This is a genomic window from Escherichia sp. MOD1-EC7003 (assembly GCF_002965065.1).
Lineage (GTDB): Bacteria > Pseudomonadota > Gammaproteobacteria > Enterobacterales > Enterobacteriaceae > Escherichia.
In genome coordinates, this window is sequence record NZ_PTRE01000064.1 from 21,246 (window position 1) to 42,503 (window position 21,258).

At 50.5% G+C, this 21,258-nt stretch carries 23 protein-coding genes, 1 tRNA gene and 2 pseudogenes; 15 read left to right on the forward strand and 11 right to left on the reverse strand.

Annotation, left to right across the window (positions count from 1 at the left end; genetic code table 11):
• Positions 1-16: 16 nt before the first annotated feature.
• Both yjeM and epmA read right to left on the reverse strand, forming a co-directional pair.
• Positions 17-1,519 (reverse strand): glutamate/gamma-aminobutyrate family transporter YjeM, encoded by a 1,503-nt coding sequence (gene yjeM, locus A7090_RS12140; RefSeq protein ID WP_105274214.1) that lies wholly within the window; start codon positions 1,517-1,519, stop codon positions 17-19.
• Between the two features lie 217 nt (positions 1,520-1,736).
• Complete coding sequence (epmA, locus tag A7090_RS12145) at positions 1,737-2,714, reverse strand: elongation factor P--(R)-beta-lysine ligase (RefSeq protein WP_105274215.1); 978 nt, start codon at positions 2,712-2,714, stop codon at positions 1,737-1,739.
• Positions 2,715-3,038: 324 nt separating this feature from the next.
• On the opposite strand from epmA, the gene frdA reads away from it, so the two are divergent.
• From frdA to blc, 5 genes are all read left to right on the forward strand, one after another.
• A complete protein-coding gene (gene frdA, locus A7090_RS12150; protein WP_105274216.1) occupies positions 3,039-4,847 on the forward strand; it encodes a fumarate reductase (quinol) flavoprotein subunit in 1,809 nt (602 codons plus the stop codon).
• Positions 4,840-5,574: a fumarate reductase iron-sulfur protein gene (frdB, locus tag A7090_RS12155; protein WP_105274217.1), complete on the forward strand. Its 735-nt coding sequence runs from the start codon at positions 4,840-4,842 to the stop codon at positions 5,572-5,574. The genes frdA and frdB overlap by 8 nt, the downstream gene beginning before the upstream one ends.
• Before the next feature lie 10 nt (positions 5,575-5,584).
• Positions 5,585-5,980 (forward strand): fumarate reductase subunit FrdC, encoded by a 396-nt coding sequence (gene frdC, locus A7090_RS12160; protein WP_000208752.1) that lies wholly within the window; start codon positions 5,585-5,587, stop codon positions 5,978-5,980.
• 10 nt (positions 5,981-5,990) lie between these two features.
• Complete coding sequence (frdD, locus tag A7090_RS12165; protein ID WP_000609663.1) at positions 5,991-6,350, forward strand: fumarate reductase subunit FrdD; 360 nt, start codon at positions 5,991-5,993, stop codon at positions 6,348-6,350.
• A gap of 99 nt (positions 6,351-6,449) precedes the next feature.
• A complete protein-coding gene (blc, locus tag A7090_RS12170; RefSeq protein ID WP_105274218.1) occupies positions 6,450-6,983 on the forward strand; it encodes a lipocalin Blc in 534 nt (177 codons plus the stop codon).
• On the opposite strand, the gene sugE is transcribed toward blc, so the two are convergent.
• The 4 genes from sugE to efp all read right to left on the reverse strand — a co-directional run bounded on the left by sugE (position 6,980) and on the right by efp (position 8,472).
• A complete protein-coding gene (gene sugE / locus A7090_RS12175) occupies positions 6,980-7,297 on the reverse strand; it encodes a quaternary ammonium compound efflux SMR transporter SugE (protein WP_105274219.1) in 318 nt (105 codons plus the stop codon). The genes blc and sugE overlap by 4 nt on opposite strands.
• A 174-nt stretch (positions 7,298-7,471) precedes the next feature.
• A complete protein-coding gene (gene ecnB / locus A7090_RS12180) occupies positions 7,472-7,618 on the reverse strand; it encodes a lipoprotein toxin entericidin B (protein ID WP_000239596.1) in 147 nt (48 codons plus the stop codon).
• A 110-nt stretch (positions 7,619-7,728) separates the two neighbouring features.
• Positions 7,729-7,854, reverse strand: a complete 126-nt coding sequence (ecnA, locus tag A7090_RS12185) for a lipoprotein antitoxin entericidin A (protein WP_000977757.1) — start codon at positions 7,852-7,854, stop codon at positions 7,729-7,731.
• Positions 7,855-7,905: 51 nt separating this feature from the next.
• Positions 7,906-8,472 (reverse strand): elongation factor P, encoded by a 567-nt coding sequence (gene efp, locus A7090_RS12190; RefSeq protein WP_023319547.1) that lies wholly within the window; start codon positions 8,470-8,472, stop codon positions 7,906-7,908.
• A gap of 41 nt (positions 8,473-8,513) precedes the next feature.
• Between efp and epmB the strand changes: the two genes are divergently transcribed.
• Together epmB and A7090_RS12200 are read left to right on the forward strand one after the other, a co-directional pair.
• On the forward strand, positions 8,514-9,542 hold the full coding sequence (gene epmB, locus A7090_RS12195; RefSeq protein WP_105274220.1) for an EF-P beta-lysylation protein EpmB: 1,029 nt from the start codon (positions 8,514-8,516) through the stop codon (positions 9,540-9,542).
• Between the two features lie 368 nt (positions 9,543-9,910).
• A complete protein-coding gene (locus tag A7090_RS12200) occupies positions 9,911-10,780 on the forward strand; it encodes a YjeJ family protein (protein ID WP_105274221.1) in 870 nt (289 codons plus the stop codon).
• Positions 10,781-10,982: 202 nt separating this feature from the next.
• Here A7090_RS12200 and A7090_RS12205 read toward each other — a convergent pair whose 3' ends face one another.
• The 3 genes from A7090_RS12205 to A7090_RS12215 form a co-directional block, all read right to left on the reverse strand.
• Positions 10,983-11,336 carry a DUF4156 domain-containing protein gene (locus A7090_RS12205; protein ID WP_105274222.1) on the reverse strand — a complete coding sequence of 118 codons (354 nt, stop codon included), beginning with the start codon at positions 11,334-11,336 and terminating at the stop codon, positions 10,983-10,985.
• A gap of 137 nt (positions 11,337-11,473) precedes the next feature.
• Positions 11,474-13,120 carry a chaperonin GroEL gene (gene groL / locus A7090_RS12210; RefSeq protein WP_105274223.1) on the reverse strand — a complete coding sequence of 549 codons (1,647 nt, stop codon included), beginning with the start codon at positions 13,118-13,120 and terminating at the stop codon, positions 11,474-11,476.
• A gap of 43 nt (positions 13,121-13,163) precedes the next feature.
• Entirely contained in the window at positions 13,164-13,457 is a 294-nt protein-coding gene (locus tag A7090_RS12215; protein WP_001026276.1) for a co-chaperone GroES, read from the reverse strand.
• A gap of 308 nt (positions 13,458-13,765) precedes the next feature.
• Between A7090_RS12215 and A7090_RS26175 the strand changes: the two are divergent.
• A pseudogene (locus A7090_RS26175) lies at positions 13,766-13,909 on the forward strand (L-methionine/branched-chain amino acid transporter); the annotation flags it as partial.
• 15 nt (positions 13,910-13,924) lie between these two features.
• Here the strand turns inward: A7090_RS26175 and A7090_RS12225 are convergent.
• Positions 13,925-14,401 (reverse strand): FxsA family protein, encoded by a 477-nt coding sequence (locus A7090_RS12225; protein ID WP_105274225.1) that lies wholly within the window; start codon positions 14,399-14,401, stop codon positions 13,925-13,927.
• A gap of 336 nt (positions 14,402-14,737) precedes the next feature.
• Here A7090_RS12225 and aspA point away from each other — a divergent pair, with 336 nt between their 5' ends.
• The 7 genes and pseudogenes from aspA to A7090_RS12260 all read left to right on the forward strand — a co-directional run.
• Positions 14,738-16,174, forward strand: coding sequence for an aspartate ammonia-lyase (gene aspA, locus A7090_RS12230; RefSeq protein ID WP_105274226.1), 1,437 nt, complete (start codon positions 14,738-14,740; stop codon positions 16,172-16,174).
• A 117-nt stretch (positions 16,175-16,291) separates the two neighbouring features.
• The gene (gene dcuA / locus A7090_RS12235) at positions 16,292-17,593 is read left to right on the forward strand and encodes an anaerobic C4-dicarboxylate transporter DcuA (RefSeq protein ID WP_105274227.1); all 1,302 of its coding nucleotides are present in this window, start codon (positions 16,292-16,294) and stop codon (positions 17,591-17,593) included.
• 115 nt (positions 17,594-17,708) lie between these two features.
• Positions 17,709-18,047, forward strand: a complete 339-nt coding sequence (cutA, locus tag A7090_RS12240; RefSeq protein ID WP_105274228.1) for a divalent cation tolerance protein CutA — start codon at positions 17,709-17,711, stop codon at positions 18,045-18,047.
• Positions 18,023-19,720: a protein-disulfide reductase DsbD gene (gene dsbD, locus A7090_RS12245; RefSeq protein ID WP_105274229.1), complete on the forward strand. Its 1,698-nt coding sequence runs from the start codon at positions 18,023-18,025 to the stop codon at positions 19,718-19,720. The genes cutA and dsbD overlap by 25 nt, the downstream gene beginning before the upstream one ends.
• 36 nt (positions 19,721-19,756) lie before the next feature.
• On the forward strand, positions 19,757-20,332 hold the full coding sequence (locus A7090_RS12250; RefSeq protein ID WP_105274230.1) for a transcriptional regulator: 576 nt from the start codon (positions 19,757-19,759) through the stop codon (positions 20,330-20,332).
• 106 nt (positions 20,333-20,438) lie between these two features.
• Positions 20,439-20,514 (forward strand) — tRNA-Phe (locus A7090_RS12255).
• Between the two features lie 44 nt (positions 20,515-20,558).
• Positions 20,559-21,014: pseudogene (locus A7090_RS12260) on the forward strand (tyrosine-type recombinase/integrase); the annotation flags it as partial.
• A 32-nt stretch (positions 21,015-21,046) separates the two neighbouring features.
• Here the strand turns inward: A7090_RS12260 and A7090_RS12265 are convergent.
• Positions 21,047-21,258, reverse strand: a 212-nt coding sequence (locus A7090_RS12265) for a transposase domain-containing protein (protein ID WP_198599584.1), incomplete at its 5' end; no start/stop codon positions are given.

Genomic DNA, 21,258 nt, shown 5'->3' on the forward strand with positions numbered 1-21,258 from the left:
GCAGGATTTCATATGATCAGTCGAGAGCGAGTTCAGGTTTGTTCGCCATGCGACTGCAATAGTTCTGGTAAATCGCCATCGCTAACAGCGAGAAGAAGACAGGGCCGCCAATCATCCACAATGTGCTGTCCCAGTCTCCGGCTTCAACCACAGGCTGAATGATGGTGAAGACGTTCGCAAATGTCACCACCAGTACGACAACCACCGTCGCAATCATTGCCGACATATGCGTTTTGAAAATCACAAATGGTCTGTCGAGATCCTGACGTGCTTTAAAGAACGGGAAAGCCAGCGCGAGGAACAGATAAGGAAGCGTCATAGACACGTTCGCCATCAGCGTCAGCTTGTTAAAGAACGCCGATGCAGTACCGCCACCAAACGAAACCAGCAGGATGAAAACAGTAACCAACCCGCACTGCATCCACATGGCGACAGACGGCATGCCCATCGCATTCAGGCGCGTCATCGGTTCCGGCCACAACGCTTTCGGCGTCCCCTGGATGATGGCTTTCAACGGTGAATAGCAAAGCGTAAAGAACGCGCCGGTATAGGCGAGGAACATCGACAGTCCGGTAATACGCGCAAACCATACGCCCAGCGACAATGATGCTTCAGGTGACAAATGCAGTGCGTTACCCAGCGTCATCCCGAGGCTCTTCATCAGCACATAGGTAATATTGCCGAGGTTAACGGAACTATTACTTAAAACCTGCTGCCAGTTTGTACTGACACCCCATAAAAATATTGCCAGCGAATAGCCGATTGAAATAACAATAGCGGCAAAAACAATACCTTTGGCAAAGTTCTTTTCTGGATTTTCTGTTTTATCGACCAGACCACCAACCGCTTCAATTCCGCCATAGGCAAAAATGGCAAATACCACAAACGATAGCATTGCCAGACCGGACTGATAACCTGGGTTCGGTGATGCCAGGAAATTAATATCCTGCGCGAAATGCCCACCATTTAATAACAAAATAGTAATGCTTACTAACAGTAATACTAAATTCAGGCACATTACTGCAATACCGCCCACCGCAGTAATGCGGGCAATTTTATTAATCCCCTTTGAAGCAACAACGGTGACCAGAATCATCCATGCCACTGCCAGCAGACCAACCACCTGCGTAGGCTCCAGTCCGGCAACACGCCAGTGCTGGGTCATGTCGCTACCATAGAGGAATGTTGAGAATGGTACCCAAACTTTAGCGGAGGTGCTCACCATCCAGATGATATAAGAGGAAAACCACATAAACGTGCCAATGAAGGCAAAACGTGGTCCGACACTATTATTCATCCAGGAATAGATACCGCCTTCTTCTTTGCGATACGCAGCGCCCATTTCAGCCATCATTAAGGCGAATGGAATAAAGAATAACAATGCAGAAAATATATAAAAGGGAATCGCACTATAACCCATTAAGTAATAAGCCGATGGGCTATTGGCAAATCCAAATACGGAAGTAAAGATCATCAATATGAGTCCTATCAGACTCATCTTTTTTATCTTGTGAGGCATGAAACCATCCTTCATTTCAGCGCGTGTATAAAACGCGCCCACTGAACGCACTACCCAACATTGAGCGGGCAGCGTAAAAACCAATACAGAATTGATACCTGGATGATATCAAATATCCAGTCTTAAATTGTGGGCTTTAGCGTAAAAATGAAAAAATATGCTACAGAATGGCGTTTATCACACCATTCCCCGCTGTTAAATCAGTAATTTTCCAGAATTATGCCCGGTCAACGCTAAAGGCGATGACGTCAGCCAGTGTCTCCGCGCCCAGCGCCAACATCACCAAACGATCAACACCTAACGCCACGCCAGAACAGTCAGGCATACCGACTTTCAAGGCTTCAATCAGATTCTCGTCAATGGGGTGCTGCGGCAAACCACGCGCCGCGCGCTTACGGTTATCTTGTTCAAAGCGTTGTTGCTGCTCACGGGCATCCGTCAATTCATGGAAACCATTCGCCAGCTCAATGCCTTTATAATAAACCTCAAAGCGTTCAGCGACCCGATGATCTTCGGTACTGATTTGCGCCAGTGATGCCTGGCTGGCTGGAAAGTGGTACACAAAGGTCGGTTTTTCTTTGCCAATATTTGGCTCTACGCCAAAGGTAAACAGCAGTTGTAGCAGCGTGTCGCGGTCTTCTTCGGTATCTGCAACGTTGCTCAAATCCAGTTTCGCCGCCACTTCCCGCAGTTGCGTTTTGTCGGCAGAGAGCGGGTCAATTTCCAGATAACGCAAGAAAGCTTGTTGATAAGAAAGGCTTTCTGCTGCCGGGCAGTCCAGCACCTGTTGCAAGAGATCGTCCACCTCGTTCATCAACCGGTACATATCATAGTGCGGTCGATACCACTCAAGCATCGTGAACTCAGGGTTGTGATAACGCCCCATCTCTTCATTACGGAAGCTGCGGCACAGCTGGAATACCGGTCCACAACCGGCAACCAGCAGGCGTTTCATATGGTATTCCGGACTGGTCATTAACCAGAGATTCATCCCCTGCGAATGCCCGGGGCCAACGAAACGTGTCTCAAACGGGACCAGATGAATATCGGTTACCGTCGCCTGGCTCATACAAGGCGTCTCCACCTCCAGCACTCCACGATCGGCAAAAAAACGACGGATCTCCGTCATAATCGCCGCGCGCTTTAATAAGTTAGGAATGGATGCGCTCGGCTGCCAGGATGCCGTTTCGCTCATAGTTAAATCTCCAGTTTTTGACAAGGGCACGAAGTCTACTCGCAACGTGACGGCGAGACAAATTTTACGCAGGAATCAATCAACGGCGAGCGGTGACTAAAAAAAGCACGATCTGATGGTTTAGTAATTAAATTAATCATCTTCAGTGATAATTTAGCCCTCTTGCGCACTAAAAAAATCGATCTCGTCAAATTTCAGTCTTATCCATCAGACTATACTGTTGTACCTATAAAGGAGCAGTGGAATAGCGTTCGCAGACCGTAACTTTCAGACACTTACCCTGAAGTTCGGTGCTGTGGGATAAAAACAATCTGGAGGAATGTCGTGCAAACCTTTCAAGCCGATCTTGCCATTGTAGGCGCCGGTGGCGCGGGATTACGTGCTGCAATTGCTGCCGCGCAGGCAAATCCAAATGCAAAAATCGCACTAATCTCAAAAGTATACCCGATGCGTAGCCATACCGTTGCTGCAGAAGGGGGCTCCGCCGCTGTCGCGCAGGATCATGACAGCTTCGAATATCACTTTCACGATACAGTAGCGGGTGGCGACTGGTTGTGTGAGCAGGATGTTGTGGATTATTTCGTCCACCACTGCCCAACCGAAATGACCCAACTGGAACTGTGGGGATGCCCATGGAGCCGTCGCCCGGATGGTAGCGTCAACGTACGTCGCTTCGGCGGCATGAAAATCGAGCGTACCTGGTTCGCCGCTGATAAGACCGGCTTCCATATGCTGCATACGCTATTCCAGACCTCTCTGCAATTCCCGCAGATCCAGCGTTTTGACGAACACTTCGTGCTGGATATTCTGGTTGATGATGGTCATGTTCGCGGCCTGGTGGCAATGAACATGATGGAAGGCACGCTGGTGCAGATCCGTGCTAACGCGGTCGTTATGGCTACCGGCGGTGCGGGTCGCGTTTATCGTTACAACACCAACGGCGGCATCGTTACTGGTGACGGTATGGGTATGGCGCTAAGCCACGGCGTTCCGCTGCGTGATATGGAATTCGTTCAGTATCACCCAACCGGTCTGCCAGGTTCCGGTATCCTGATGACCGAAGGCTGCCGCGGTGAAGGCGGTATTCTGGTCAACAAAAATGGCTACCGTTATCTGCAAGATTACGGCATGGGCCCGGAAACTCCGCTGGGCGAGCCGAAAAACAAATATATGGAACTGGGTCCACGCGACAAAGTTTCTCAGGCCTTCTGGCACGAATGGCGTAAAGGCAACACTATCTCCACGCCGCGTGGCGATGTGGTTCATCTCGACCTGCGTCACCTCGGCGAGAAAAAACTGCATGAACGTCTGCCGTTCATCTGCGAACTGGCGAAAGCGTACGTTGGCGTCGATCCGGTTAAAGAACCGATTCCGGTACGTCCGACCGCGCACTACACCATGGGCGGTATCGAAACCGATCAGAACTGTGAAACCCGCATTAAAGGTCTGTTCGCTGTAGGTGAATGTTCCTCTGTTGGTCTGCACGGTGCAAACCGTCTGGGCTCCAACTCCCTGGCAGAGCTGGTGGTCTTCGGTCGTCTGGCCGGTGAACAAGCGACAGAGCGTGCAGCAACTGCCGGTAATGGCAACGAAGCGGCAATTGAAGCGCAGGTAGCTGGCGTTGAACAACGTCTGAAAGATCTGGTTAACCAGGATGGCAGCGAAAACTGGGCGAAGATCCGCGACGAAATGGGCTTGGCTATGGAAGAAGGCTGCGGTATCTACCGTACGCCGGAACTGATGCAGAAAACCATCGACAAGCTGGCAGAACTGCAGGAACGCTTCAAGCGCGTGCGCATCACCGACACCTCCAGCGTGTTCAACACCGACCTGCTCTACACCATTGAACTGGGCCACGGTCTGAACGTTGCTGAATGTATGGCGCACTCCGCAATGGCACGTAAAGAGTCCCGCGGCGCGCACCAGCGTCTGGACGAAGGTTGCACCGAGCGTGACGACGTCAACTTCCTCAAACACACCCTCGCCTTCCGCGATGCTGATGGCACTACTCGCCTGGAGTACAGCGACGTGAAGATTACTACGCTGCCGCCAGCTAAGCGCGTTTACGGTGGCGAAGCGGATGCAGCCGATAAGGCGGAAGCAGCCAATAAGAAGGAGAAGGCGAATGGCTGAGATGAAAAACCTGAAAATTGAGGTGGTGCGCTATAACCCGGAAGTCGATACCGCACCGCATAGCGCATTCTATGAAGTGCCTTATGACGCAACTACCTCATTACTGGATGCGCTGGGCTATATCAAAGACAACCTGGCACCAGACCTGAGCTACCGCTGGTCCTGCCGTATGGCGATTTGTGGTTCCTGCGGCATGATGGTTAACAACGTGCCGAAACTGGCATGTAAAACCTTCCTGCGTGATTACACCGACGGTATGAAGGTTGAAGCGTTAGCTAACTTCCCGATTGAACGCGATCTGGTGGTCGATATGACCCATTTCATCGAAAGTCTGGAAGCGATCAAACCGTACATCATCGGCAACTCCCGCACCGCGGCTCAGGGTACTAACATCCAGACCCCGGCGCAGATGGCGAAGTATCACCAGTTCTCCGGTTGCATCAACTGTGGTCTGTGCTACGCCGCGTGCCCGCAGTTTGGCCTGAACCCAGAGTTCATCGGTCCGGCTGCCATTACGCTGGCACATCGTTATAACGAAGATAGCCGCGACCACGGTAAGAAGGAGCGTATGGCGCAGTTGAACAGCCAGAATGGCGTATGGAGCTGTACTTTCGTGGGCTACTGCTCCGAAGTCTGCCCGAAACACGTCGATCCGGCTGCGGCCATTCAGCAGGGCAAAGTAGAAAGTTCGAAAGACTTTCTTATCGCGACCCTGAAACCACGCTAAGGAGTGCAACATGACGACTAAACGTAAACCGTATGTACGGCCAATGACGTCCACCTGGTGGAAAAAATTGCCGTTTTATCGCTTTTACATGCTGCGCGAAGGCACGGCGGTTCCGGCTGTGTGGTTCAGCATTGAACTGATTTTCGGGCTATTTGCCCTGAAAAACGGCCCGGACGCCTGGGCGGGATTCGTCGACTTTTTACAAAACCCGGTTATCGTGATCATTAACCTGATCACTCTGGCTGCAGCCCTGCTGCACACCAAAACCTGGTTTGAGCTGGCACCGAAAGCGGCCAATATCATTGTAAAAGACGAAAAAATGGGACCAGAGCCAATCATCAAAAGTCTCTGGGCGGTAACTGTGGTTGCCACCATCGTAATCCTGTTTGTTGCCCTGTACTGGTAAGGAGCCTGAGATGATTAATCCAAATCCAAAGCGTTCTGACGAACCGGTATTCTGGGGCCTCTTCGGGGCCGGTGGTATGTGGAGCGCAATTATTGCGCCGGTGATGATCCTGCTGGTTGGTATTCTGCTGCCGCTGGGTCTGTTTCCGGGTGATGCGCTGAGCTACGAGCGCGTTCTGGCGTTCGCGCAGAGCTTCATTGGCCGCGTATTCCTGTTCCTGATGATCGTTCTGCCGCTGTGGTGTGGTTTACACCGTATGCACCACGCGATGCACGATCTGAAAATCCACGTGCCTGCGGGCAAATGGGTTTTCTACGGTCTGGCTGCTATCCTGACAGTTGTTACGCTGATTGGTGTCGTTACAATCTAACGCATCGCCAATGTAAATCTGGCCTGCCGTTGGCAGGCCTTTTTATTCGCTTTTCCTTACGGTCATCTACACTTAGAAAAAACCAGTAAGGAAACATTTATGCGCCTGCTCCCTCTCGTTGCCGCAGTGACAGCTGCTTTTCTGATCGTTGCCTGCAATTCTCCTACACCGCCGCGTGGCGTGACCGTAGTAAATAATTTCGACGCTAAACGCTATCTCGGCACCTGGTATGAGATTGCCCGTTTTGATCACCGCTTTGAACGCGGGCTGGAGAAAGTCACCGCAACATACAGCCTGCGGGATGATGGCGGCTTGAATGTCATCAATAAAGGCTATAACCCTGACAGAGAAATGTGGCAGCAGAGTGAAGGGAAAGCGTACTTTACCGGCGCACCAACTCGCGCTGCGCTGAAAGTGTCATTCTTTGGTCCTTTCTATGGCGGTTATAACGTCATTGCACTCGATCGGGAGTACCGCCATGCGCTGGTTTGCGGCCCGGACCGCGACTACCTGTGGATACTCTCCCGCACGCCCACCATTTCTGACGAAGTTAAACAGGAGATGCTGGCAGTCGCGACCCAGGAATGGTTTGATGTCAGTAAATTTATTTGGGTACAACAACCCGGTAGTTAATGAGTGCTGAGTTTCAGACCAATAATCCCCAATACGATTAACGCCAGACTCACCAGGCGCATTGGGTTAGCGGACTCACCGAGCAACACAATGCCGGTGATGGCCGCGCCGACTGCACCAATACCCGTCCACACGGCATAAGCCGTCCCTACCGGTAACGATTTCATCGCCCAGGCAAGTAGCGCCATACTGGCAACCATCGCCGTCACAGTAATAACACTTGGCGTCAAACGACTAAAGCCGTGGGTATATTTCAAGCCAACGGCCCATACCACTTCCAGCAGACCAGCAATAACTAAGATAATCCAGGACATATCAGGCTCCGGAAATTTGGGGCCGTCCCCGATGAAAAGACGCGTTTGCAGGTCGTCCTGCAAAGCGGGTGGTTGAACGAATATTTTGCCAGGTGGCAGGGGAATTTCAACTATTACTTTAGTGACTATCGCAGAAAAACAAACGGCACGACACCGCTGTCGTACCGTTATTGCTTATTGCTGCGCTTTCGTCGCTGCACCAGAAATCGCGTTACCGCCATCAGAAATGTCTTCACCAACGCCACGCGTGGTGTTGCAGGCAGTTAATACAGTTGAAAGCACCAGAACAGAAAAGATCGCTGCAATTGTCTTCTTCACCATAACGTCTTCCTTTTAGGTCATGTTATTTATGTTTGCCTATAGCAAATTAATAATAGACAACATCACCAAAAATGACGGAAATCTGATGATTTTTCGGAAGAGAAGAAAAATTAGCTGGCAGCGCGGGAGATTGAGTTGCCGAGATGTTTGATGTCTTCGCCGAAACCGCGAGCGGTGTTACAGCCCGTGAGCAGCGTGCTGGCAAGCAAAACAAGAACGATAAGGCGTTTCATTATCTCTGACCTGAATAAGTGATGGTGCAGCCTGCAGGCCGCACCACAACCGCATTACTTCACGCGAGAGACGTATTCACCAGAGCGGGTATCCACTTTGATGACTTCGCCGATCTGTACGAACAGCGGAACTTTAACCACAGCGCCAGTTGACAGGGTAGCCGGTTTGCCGCCAGTACCTGCGGTATCACCTTTCAGACCCGGATCGGTATCAACGATTTCCAGTTCAACGAAGTTCGGTGGAGTAACGGCGATCGGCTGACCATTCCACAGAGTTACAATGCACTCTGCCTGATCCAGCAGCCATTTAGCGTTGTCGCCGATTGCTTTTGCATCAGCAGACAGTTGCTCGAAAGTTTCGTTGTTCATGAAGTGCCAGAACTCACCGTCGTTGTACAGGTAAGTCAGGTTCATATCGACAACATCAGCGCCTTCAGCGGAATCAGTAGATTTGAAGGTTTTTTCTACGCGAGTACCAGTCAGCAGACGACGCAGTTTAACGCGAGCAAATGCCTGGCCTTTACCCGGTTTTACGAATTCACTCGCTTCAACCGCGTAAGGTTCGCCGTCTAACATGATTTTAAGACCAGCACGAAAATCGTTGCTATAGTACGTTGCCATAAGGCCCTCTGAAATTTGTTAATTGGTAGCTAAGCCACAAAATGGCGCATATTGTAACCCTAAATACCCCATCCAGAGAAGATTGGTTAACGCAACTTGCCGATGTTGTGACCGATCCTGATGAACTTCTGCGTCTTTTGAATATAGACGCGGACGAAAAACTGTTGGCCGGACGCAGCGCCAAAAAGCTGTTTGCCCTGCGTGTGCCCCGCTCATTTATCGATCGCATGGAGAAAGGCAATCCGGACGATCCACTTTTGCGTCAGGTACTTACCTCGCAAAATGAGTTTGTCGTCACACCCGGATTCTCCACCGACCCGCTGGAAGAACAGCACAGCGTAGTGCCTGGTTTGTTGCATAAATACCACAACCGGGCGCTATTGCTGGTCAAAGGCGGCTGCGCGGTAAATTGTCGCTATTGCTTCCGTCGCCACTTCCCCTATGCCGAAAATCAGGGCAACAAGCGTAACTGGCAGACTGCACTTGAGTATGTTGCTACGCATCCGGAACTGGACGAGATGATTTTCTCCGGCGGCGATCCGTTGATGGCGAAAGATCACGAGCTGGACTGGTTGCTCACACAACTGGAAGCCGTCCCGCACATCAAACGTCTGCGGATCCACAGCCGTCTGCCAATTGTGATCCCGGCACGCATCACAGATGCGCTGGTTGAACGCTTTTCACGTTCTACACTGCAAATCTTGCTGGTGAATCACATCAACCATGCCAATGAGGTAGATGAAACATTCCGTCAGGCAATGGCTAAGTTGCGCCGGGTGGGTGTTACCTTGCTGAACCAGAGCGTTCTGTTACGTGGCGTGAACGATAACGCGCAAACGCTGGCAAACCTGAGCAATGCATTGTTCGATGCAGGCGTGATGCCGTATTACCTGCATGTGCTCGATAAAGTACAGGGCGCAGCGCATTTTATGGTGAGCGATGACGAAGCACGGCAGATTATGCGTGAATTACTGACACTGGTGTCAGGATATCTGGTACCGAAACTGGCGCGTGAAATTGGCGGTGAACCCAGTAAAACGCCGCTGGATCTCCAGCTACGCCAGCAGTAACTGATTAAACAGGGAAGTTAAACATTAAAATTGCCTGATGCGCTACGCTTATCAGACCTACACCGGGCATTGAAATTGAATGGATTTTCAATGGACTGTAGGCCGGATAAGGCGTTTACGCCGCATCCGGCAAGAGCAATAAACGCAAGTACAGCGACCGTTGCCCGTGTATAACCTTTAATTATTCATATATGTAGCTATTCTTACTTTTTATATAACCAACACCAATAATTAACCTTTCTTTTCTGTTTGTATAGAGTGACCACGGCTATTTATGCTATTTTAACAACTATTACTACCAAGCCCATTCATCTGGCTTATAAATTAAAATTAATTATTTAATTGAGAAATGGTTAGGGAGAACCTACATGGCCATAAGCATCAAGGGTGTTAATACCGGTGTTATTCGCAAAAGTAATAATTTCATTGCACTGGCGCTGAAAATCAAAGAGCCTCGCAATAAAGAATCGTTGTTCTTTATGTCTGTCATGGAACTGCGAGACCTGCTGATTGCGCTGGAAAGTCGTCTGTATCAAAAGCATAAACTGGATGCTGATGCACGTCTTCAGTATGAGCAGGCTCGCGATAAAGTCATTAAGATAATGGCAGAAAATATCCCAGAAATTCTGGTTGATGAGCTTAAAAATGCCGATATTAATCTCCGGGTTAACACGCTGGAACTTACCGATAATCAGGGCGAAAATCTTACCTTCGTATTAACGCTACATGACGGTAGCAAATGTGAGTTAGTCGTCAATGAGTTGCAGATTGAAATGCTGGCGCGAGCAATCATTCATGCAATTAATAATGCGGAAATGCGCGAACTGGCATTACGTATTACCTCATTGTTAGATTTCCTGCCATTATACGACGTTGACTGCCAGGATAATGGCAATCTGGAATATGACACCTATTCCCAACCGGAATGGAAACATAACTTGTTCAGCCATTATCTGGCGGTGCTTTATCGCTTTAAAGATGAAAGTGGCAAAGAGCAATTTAGCGGCGCAGTGGTGAAAACGCGTGAAGCAACGCCGGGTAAAGAAGTGGAGGCGATCACTCGCCGAATGCTTGATTTCAGCCCCCGACTGAAAAAACTCGCAGGTGTGCCGTGTCAGGTCTATGTTCGCACCGTGGCGGCAAATAACGCTCAACCGCTAACCCAGGATCAATGCTTACGCGCGCTGCATCACTTACGTGTCCAGTCCATCAGCAAAACTGCACCACTGGCGAAATAATCTCATCTTTGCTAATGCAAGGCTGGAGCCATCCAGCCTTACATGACTGATAACGTGATCGTTGATCATGCCGGATGCGGCGTAAACGCCTTATCCGACCTACAAATTCTCAAGCATTCAATCAGTTCCAATGCCCGGTGTAGGCCTGATAAGCGTAGCGCATCAGGCAATTACACGTTTGTCATCCAATATCTGGTTCACATCAGTTCGGGCACTTATAAACCTGACCGATAATCTGGCTATCCGTCGGGACAAAACTGGACAACATTCCCTGCGAGGGGCTGCTGACACCATAAATCACGTTACCGCCCATTGCAGCCGCCTGGTTGCGCAAATCGTTTGCTGCGCCACGCATAGAACCGCCTTCTTCACCGTGTTGCCCGGAAAGCCAGTTGCTTTGCTTACCTGTCGCAGTACCAATCAGCTGGCACTCTGCGCCTGGCTGCTCGTCCACAATGCGTACACTCTGACCGGCAGCACTCAATTCGTTGCTGGAGCTACAACCCGCCATCAGTAGCGCGGCACCGACAATCCCTGCTAAATATTTTACGTGCATGTCATTCCCCATAATCAATGAGCTGGACGCCACTCGCGTCGTCCGTGTCTGAATCTTATACTAGAAAGATGACCAAAAGAAAAACCCCCAGACATTTCTGCCTGGGGGTTTGTTTATTCCTACGAGGTGCAGGGCAATTACATCATGCCGCCCATGCCACCCATGCCGCCCATACCGCCAGCAGCACCTAAGTCAGCTGCATCGTTTTTCGGCAGGTCGGTAACCATGCACTCGGTGGTGATCATCAGGCCAGCCACAGAAGCCGCGTACTGCAGAGCAGAACGGGTTACTTTGGTCGGATCCAGGATACCCATGTCGATCATGTTGCCGTATTCTTCGGTTGCTGCGTTGTAACCGTAGTTACCGTCGCCGCCTTTAACGGTGTTAGCAACAACAGATGGTTCTTCGCCGCAGTTCAGTACGATCTGACGCAGCGGAGCTTCCATTGCACGCAGTGCAACTTTGATACCCACGTTCTGGTCTTCGTTCTGACCACGCAGGTCAGCCAGTTTAGACGCTACGCGGATCAGCGCAACACCACCACCAGCAACCACGCCTTCTTCTACCGCAGCACGGGTCGCGTGCAAGGCATCTTCAACGCGTGCTTTCTTCTCTTTCATTTCAACTTCGGTAGCAGCACCGACTTTGATAACTGCAACGCCGCCTGCCAGTTTCGCTACGCGCTCCTGCAGTTTTTCACGGTCGTAGTCAGAAGTTGCTTCTTCAATTTGCTGACGGATCTGAGCAACACGGCCCTGAATTGCCGCTTCTTCACCCACGCCATCGATGATGGTGGTGGTGTCTTTGTTGATCACAACGCGTTTCGCCTGGCCCAGGTCTTCCAGGGTGGCTTTTTCCAGTTCCATACCAATCTCTTCAGAGATAACGGTACCGCCGGTCAGGGTTGCGATATCCTGCAGCATAGCTTTACGACGATCACCGAAGCCCGGAGCTTTAACCGCAGCGACTTTCACGATGCCACGCATGGTGTTAACAACCAGAGTTGCCAGCGCTTCGCCTTCAACATCTTCAGCGATGATCAGCAGCGGTTTGCCTGCTTTGGCAACAGCTTCCAGAACCGGCAGCATTTCGCGGATGTTGGAGATTTTCTTGTCAGCCAGCAGGATGAACGGGCTTTCCAGTTCTACTGCGCCAGTTTCCGGCTTGTTGACGAAGTAAGGAGACAGGTAGCCACGGTCGAACTGCATACCTTCAACCACGTCCAGTTCGTCCTGCAGACCGGTACCGTCCTCAACGGTGATAACGCCTTCTTTACCGACTTTGTCCATCGCTTCAGCGATCAGTTTACCTACGGTTTCGTCAGAGTTAGCAGAGATAGTACCCACCTGAGCAATCGCTTTAGAGTCAGAGCACGGTACGGACAGGGCTTTCAGTTCTTCAACTGCGGCGGTAACGGCTTTGTCGATACCACGTTTCAGGTCCATCGGGTTCATGCCCGCAGCAACAGCTTTCAGACCTTCAGTGATGATAGCCTGAGCCAGTACGGTTGCAGTAGTAGTACCGTCGCCTGCAGCATCGTTCGCTTTAGAGGCAACTTCTTTCACCATCTGCGCACCCATATTTTCGAACTTGTCTTCCAGTTCGATTTCACGAGCAACGGAAACACCATCTTTGGTGATGGTCGGTGCACCGAAAGATTTATCCAGAACTACGTTACGGCCTTTCGGACCGAGGGTAACTTTCACTGCATCTGCCAGTACGTTTACGCCGCGCAGCATTTTCACACGAGCGTCGTTACCGAATTTTACGTCTTTAGCTGCCATTATCTTTATTCCTTAAATTCGTATGTTCAGTGTCGTGCGCGGATTACGCTTCAACAATTGCGAGAATGTCGCTTTCGGACATGATCAACACTTCTTCATTGTCGATCTTCTCAGATTTCACACCGTAGCCATCGTTGAAAATAACGATGTCGCCAACTTTCACGTCCAGCGGCTTCACTTCGCCATTTTCAAGGATACGGCCATTGCCGACAGCCAGCACTTCGCCGCGGGTGGATTTAGCCGCTGCAGAGCCGGTCAGAACGATGCCGCCAGCAGATTTAGTTTCAACTTCTTTACGCTTGACGATCACGCGATCATGCAATGGACGAATATTCATTGATAACTCTCCTTTGAGAAAGTCCGTATCTGTTATGGGTGACGCCGGAGCTTATGGGGTTTCCCGGCTGGTGACCAGAGAGATGGGGATGAGGCTTCGCTCCTTCAAGGGGGAAAAAGAAAAAAAATTCTGATCAGCACAAAATCGGGTGAAAACCCTGATTCACCTCACATTTCATCGCAATTTCTTCATCGCCGTCATCAGCGAATCTGATTGTGCTACCATCGAAAATCTACGCAGTTGCCCATCTCGCCTCGGAGTTTAAAAATCCAGAGCGTGATTTTCCTCGTGCGTTGATGATTGGTCTGCTACTGGCAGTGACTGGCAGGCTGTTATGCGTTCTGTTACTGGCAATGGTCGGCTGGAAAAGTCTCTATGCGCTTATCATGCTGGCGGGGTTATGGCTGTTTCTGCCAAAACGAAAAACGCCGGAAAATGGCATAACCACATAATCCGGCGTTTCGACATTAATCCTGGCGATCATCTTTATGATCAAGGCGGTCGCGGTCATCATCCTTTCGCTGATACTCACCATCAAAAGTATTACCACCACCGGTCCCGGCGCTAAAACCGCCGCCTGGCATGCGAGAAAAGCGCAAATGCGGCATCAACTTCACCGTCAGATGCTTTTGCACCGGTGGTAATAAAAGCAGAAGGCCGAGGAAGTCGGTGAAAAAGCCCGGTAATAAAAGCAGCAAACCGGCAATGACCAGCGAAACACTTTTAATCATCTCTGCCGCTGGGTTTTCACCCGCCGCCATTTTTTGCTGCATCAGCACGAAATTCTTAAAGCCCTGGTTACGTACCAGTGACATACCGATAACTGACGTGAATATAACCAGCACGAGAGTCAGCAATACCCCCAATACATGGGCAACCTGAATAAAGATTGAAATCTCAATATAGACATAAAGGAAAATGGCAATAAAAGGTAACCAGCGCAAAGGTTTCTCCTGTAATGGCAGCCGGTTAACCCCGGCTACCTGAATGGGTTGCGAATCGCGTTCAGCTTATATTGTGGTCAATAGCAAAATTTCAAGATGTTTGCGCAACTATTTTTGGTAGTAATCCCAAAGCGGTGATCTATTTCACAAATTAATGATTAAGGGGTAAAAACCGACACTTAAAGTGATCCAGATTACGGTAGAAATCCTCAAGCAGCATATGATCTCGGGTATTCGGTCGATGCAGGGGATAATCGTCGGTCGAAAAACATTCGAAACCACATATATTCTGTGTGTTTAAAGCAAATCATTGGCAGCTTGAAAAAGAAGGTTCACATGTCAAACAACATTCGTATCGAAGAAGATCTGTTGGGTACTAGGGAAGTTCCGGCTGATGCCTACTATGGTGTTCACACTCTGAGAGCGATTGAAAACTTCTATATCAGCAACAACAAAATCAGCGATATTCCTGAATTTGTTCGCGGTATGGTAATGGTTAAAAAAGCCGCAGCTATGGCAAACAAAGAGCTGCAAACCATTCCTAAAAGTGTAGCGAATGCAATCATTGCCGCATGTGATGAAGTTCTGAACAACGGAAAATGCATGGATCAGTTCCCGGTAGACGTTTACCAGGGCGGCGCAGGTACTTCCGTAAACATGAACACCAACGAAGTGCTGGCCAATATCGGTCTGGAACTGATGGGTCACCAGAAAGGTGAATATCAGTATCTGAACCCGAACGACCATGTTAACAAATGTCAGTCCACTAACGACGCCTACCCGACCGGTTTCCGTATCGCAGTTTACTCTTCCCTGATTAAGCTGGTAGATGCAATTAACCAACTGCGTGAAGGCTTTGAGCGTAAAGCTGTCGAATTCCAGGACATCCTGAAAATGGGTCGTACCCAGCTGCAGGACGCAGTACCGATGACCCTCGGTCAGGAATTCCGCGCTTTCAGCATCCTGCTAAAAGAAGAAGTGAAAAACATCCAACGTACCGCTGAACTGCTGCTGGAAGTAAACCTTGGCGCAACAGCAATCGGTACTGGCCTGAACACGCCGACAGAGTACTCTCCGCTGGCAGTGAAAAAACTGGCTGAAGTCACTGGTTTCCCATGCGTACCAGCTGAAGACCTGATCGAAGCGACCTCTGACTGCGGCGCTTATGTTATGGTTCACGGCGCGCTGAAACGCCTGGCTGTGAAGATGTCCAAAATCTGTAATGACCTGCGCCTGCTCTCTTCTGGCCCACGTGCCGGCCTGAACGAAATCAACTTGCCGGAACTGCAGGCAGGCTCTTCAATCATGCCAGCTAAAGTAAACCCGGTTGTTCCGGAAGTGGTTAACCAGGTATGCTTCAAAGTCATCGGTAACGACACCACTGTTACCATGGCAGCAGAAGCAGGTCAGCTGCAGTTGAACGTTATGGAACCGGTCATTGGCCAGGCCATGTTTGAATCCGTCCACATTCTGACCAACGCTTGCTACAACCTGCTGGAAAAATGCATTAACGGCATCACTGCGAACAAAGAAGTGTGCGAAGGTTACGTTTACAACTCTATCGGTATCGTTACTTACCTGAACCCGTTCATCGGTCACCACAACGGTGATATTGTAGGTAAAATCTGTGCCGAAACAGGTAAGAGTGTACGTGAAGTCGTTCTGGAACGCGGTCTGTTGACTGAAGCGGAACTTGACGATATTTTCTCCGTACAAAATTTGATGCACCCGGCTTATAAAGCAAAACGCTATACTGATGAAAGCGAACAGTAATAGTACAGGGTAGTACAAATAGAAAAGGCACGTCAGATGACGTGCCTTTTTTCTTGTAAGTAGTAACTTTAAAATAACAACCTAATATCAACTTGTTAAAACACAAGGAAGGCTAATATGCTAGTTGTAGAACTCATCATAGTTTTGCTGGCGATCTTCTTGGGCGCCAGATTGGGGGGAATAGGTATTGGTTTTGCAGGTGGATTGGGGGTGCTGGTACTTGCTGCTATTGGCGTTAAACCCGGTAACATCCCGTTCGATGTCATTTCCATTATCATGGCGGTTATCGCCGCTATTTCTGCCATGCAGGTTGCTGGCGGTCTGGACTATCTGGTTCATCAGACAGAAAAGCTGCTGCGCCGTAACCCGAAATACATCACAATCCTCGCGCCGATCGTGACCTATTTCCTGACAATCTTTGCTGGTACTGGCAACATCTCTCTGGCGACACTGCCAGTTATCGCTGAAGTTGCGAAGGAACAAGGCGTTAAACCGTGCCGTCCGCTGTCTACTGCAGTGGTATCCGCACAGATTGCGATCACCGCATCACCCATCTCAGCGGCAGTGGTTTACATGTCTTCCGTGATGGAAGGTCATGGCATCAGCTATATCCATCTGCTCTCCGTGGTCATCCCATCCACTCTGCTGGCAGTTCTGGTGATGTCCTTCCTGGTCACTATGCTGTTCAACTCCAAACTCTCTGACGATCCGATTTATCGCAAGCGTCTGGAAGAAGGCCTGATTGAACTGCGCGGTGAAAAGCAGATTGAAATCAAAGCGGGTGCAAAAACGTCCGTCTGGCTGTTCCTGCTGGGCGTAGTTGGCGTGGTTATCTATGCAATCATCAACAGCCCGAGCATGGGGCTGGTTGAAAAACCGCTGATGAACACCACCAACGCAATTCTGATCATCATGCTCAGCGTTGCTACTCTGACCACCGTTATCTGTAAAGTCGATACCGACAACATCCTCAACTCCAGCACCTTCAAAGCAGGTATGAGCGCCTGTATTTGTATCCTGGGTGTTGCGTGGCTGGGCGATACTTTCGTTTCCAACAACATCGACTGGATCAAAGATACCGCTGGTGAAGTGATTCAGGGTCATCCGTGGCTGCTGGCTGTCATCTTCTTCTTTGCTTCTGCTCTGCTGTACTCTCAGGCTGCAACCGCAAAAGCACTGATGCCGATGGCTCTGGCACTGAACGTTTCTCCGCTGACCGCAGTTGCTTCTTTCGCTGCAGTGTCTGGTCTGTTCATTCTGCCGACCTACCCGACGCTGGTTGCTGCAGTACAGATGGATGACACGGGGACTACCCGTATCGGTAAATTCGTCTTCAACCATCCGTTCTTCATCCCGGGTACTCTGGGTGTTGCCCTGGCCGTTTGCTTCAGCTTCGTGCTGGGTAGCTTCATGCTGTAATGACCAATCGCGGGGCGTTCACGCCCCGCTTTCTTTCCCGCCGACTAACATCCTTCCCCCGTCCGTTGTATAGTGACCTCTCTCTTGCGGTTCCATCTGTTCTTACGAGGTGTTTATGCTTGATGAAAAAAGTTCGAATACCGCGTCTGTCGTGGTGCTATGTACCGCACCGGATGAAGCGACAGCCCAGGATTTAGCCGCCAAAGTGCTGGCAGAAAAACTGGCGGCCTGCGCAACCTTGCTCCCCGGCGCGACCTCTCTCTATTACTGGGAAGGTAAGCTGGAGCAAGAATACGAAGTGCAGATGATTTTAAAAACTACCGTATATCACCAGCAGGCACTGCTGGAATGCCTGAAGTCTCACCATCCATATCAAACCCCGGAACTTCTGGTTTTACCTGTTACACACGGAGACACAGATTACCTCTCATGGCTCAACGCATCTTTACGCTGATCCTGCTACTTTGCAGCACTTCTGCTTTTGCCGGATTATTCGACGCGCCGGGACGTTCACCATTTGTCCCTGCGGATCAAGCCTTTGCTTTTGATTTTCAGCAAAACCAACATAACCTTAATCTGACCTGGCAGATCAAAGACGGTTACTACCTCTACCGTAAACAGATCCGCATTACGCCGAAGCACGCGAAAATTGCCGACGTGCAGCTGCCGCAAGGGGTCTGGCATGAAGATGAGTTTTACGGCAAAAGCGAGATCTACCGCGATCGGCTGACGCTTCCCGTAACCATCAACCAGGCGAGTGCGGGAGCGATGTTAACTGTCACCTACCAGGGCTGTGCTGATGCCGGTTTCTGTTATCCACCAGAAACCAAAACAGTTCCGTTAAGCGAAGTGGTCGCCAACAACGCAGCGCCACAGCCAGTGTCTGTTCCGCAGCAAGAGCAGCCCGCCGCACAATTGCCCTTTTCCGCACTCTGGGCGTTGTTGATCGGTATTGGTATCGCCTTTACGCCATGTGTCCTGCCGATGTACCCACTGATTTCCGGCATCGTGCTGGGAGGAAAACAGCGGCTCTCCACCGCCAGAGCATTGGTGCTGACCTTTATTTATGTGCAGGGGATGGCGCTGACCTACACGGTACTGGGTCTGGTGGTTGCCGCCGCAGGGTTACAGTTCCAGGCAGCGCTACAGCACCCTTATGTGCTCATTAGCCTCGCCATTGTCTTTACCTTGCTGGCGATGTCGATGTTTGGCTTATTCACCTTACAGCTCCCCTCTTCGCTGCAAACGCGCCTCACGCTGATGAGTAACCGCCAACAGGGCGGCTCACCCGGCGGTGTGTTTGTTATGGGGGCGATTGCCGGACTGATCTGTTCACCATGCACCACCGCACCGCTTAGCGCGATTCTGCTGTATATCGCCCAAAGCGGGAACATGTGGCTGGGCGGCGGCATGCTTTATCTCTATGCGTTGGGCATGGGGCTGCCGCTGATGCTAATTACCGTCTTTGGTAATCGCCTGCTGCCGAAAAGCGGCCCGTGGATGGAACAGGTCAAAACCGCGTTTGGTTTTGTGATCCTCGCACTACCTGTCTTCCTGCTGGAGCGAGTGATGGGTGATATATGGGGATTACGCTTGTGGTCGGCGCTTGGTGTCGCATTCTTTGGCTGGGCCTTTGTCACTAGCTTACAGGCCAAGCGCAGCTGGATGCGCGTGGTGCAAATAATCCTGCTGGCAGCGGCGCTGATTAGCGTACGTCCACTCCAGGATTGGGCATTTGGTGCGCCCCATACCGCGCAAACTCAGGCGCATCTCAACTTTACACAAATCAAAACGGTAGATGAGTTAAATCAGGCTCTCGTTGAAGCCAAAGGCAAACCGGTGATGTTAGATCTCTATGCCGACTGGTGCGTCGCCTGTAAAGAGTTTGAGAAATACACCTTCAGCGACCCGCAGGTGCAAAAAGCGTTAGCAGACACGGGCTTACTTCAGGCCAACGTCACTGACAACGACGCACAAGATGTGGCGCTGTTAAAGCATCTTAATGTCCTTGGCCTACCGACAATTCTCTTTTTTGACGGACAAGGCCAGGAGCATCCACAAGCACGCGTCACGGGCTTTATGGATGCTGAAACCTTCAGCGCACATTTGCGCGATCGCCAACCGTGAGCGACACTTGCTGTGGGAAAGACGGAGGAAAATAGCGTGCAACGTGAAGATGTACTGGAAGAAGCCCTGAAATTATTAGAATTACAAGGGATTGCCAACACCACGCTGGAGATGGTTGCTGAACGTGTGGATCATCCACTGGACGAGCTGCGCCGCTTCTGGCCAGACAAAGAGGCAATCCTCTACGATGCGCTGCGTTATCTTAGCCAACAGATAGATGTCTGGCGCCGTCAGCTGATGCTGGACGAAACGCAAACTGCCGAAAAAAAGCTGCTGGCACGTTATCAGGCGCTGTCGGAGTGCGTTAAAAACAACCGCTATCCGGGCTGTCTGTTTATCGCGGCCTGTACGTTTTATCCCGATCCTGGCCACCCTATTCATCAACTGGCCGATCAGCAAAAAAGCGCGGCCTACGATTTTACCCACGAACTGTTAAGCACGCTGGAAGTTGACGATCCGACGATGGTAGCAAAGCAGATGGAACTGGTGCTGGAAGGCTGTTTAAGCCGAATGCTGGTGAATCGTAGCCAGGCAGATGTCGACACCGCACATCGGCTGGCAGAAGATATCCTGCGCTTCGCCCGCTGCCGCCAGGGAGGAGCCTTGACCTGACAGAAAAACAGAAAAGAAGCGATTTGCCGCAATCTTAAGCAGTTGAATCGCTTTTACTGAAATTAGGTTGACGAGGTGTGCAGATTACGGTTTAATGCGCCCCGTTGCCCGGATAGCTCAGTCGGTAGAGCAGGGGATTGAAAATCCCCGTGTCCTTGGTTCGATTCCGAGTCCGGGCACCAAATTCATATCAACGGACCTCCACGGAGGTCCGTTTTTCGTTTCAGCACGAACAAAACGGAATGAAACCCGAAGACTGATTTCGGAGGGGATTGGCCCTTGCGAACAGAAAAGAGCTAAAAAAGTAATCCCTGATTTACAACTCTCTTTTGAACATATTGCACGACGCTGACGTGCCGGTAATAAGCAATGGGCACAATCACAGAGCGATAAAGTACTCAAAAGCCTCGAGACACATGTTTTCCCTTTTATCGGCAACCGGGATATCACAACACTCAATACTCCGGACCTGCTTATCCCTGTTCGCGCTGCAGAGGCTAAACAGATTTATGAAATCGCCAGTCGTCTGCAGCAAAGGATGTCTGCTGTAATGCGTTATGCCGTACAGTCTGGCATCATCAGATATAATCCTGCTCTGGATATGGCTGGCGCATTGACCACTGTAAAACGCCAGCATCGCCCCACTCTTGATCTTTCACGTCTGCCTGACCTTCTGTGTAAGCGTGCAGCAAGAACCGTATTGACGGGGATGTGTTATTCAGTCGGCAGTGCTACGCGCCAGGGGAGCAGTTCGCCGACCCGGTTTATCGGCCAGTCGGCTATGACGTCAAGGACATAGCGGAGGTAGCTTTCTGGCTCCACTCCGTTCAGTTTGCACGTCCCGATCAGGCTGTACAGCAGCGCTCCCCGCTCTCCTCCATGATCCGAACCGATGAACAGGTAGGTTTTGCGGACCAGACTGACCA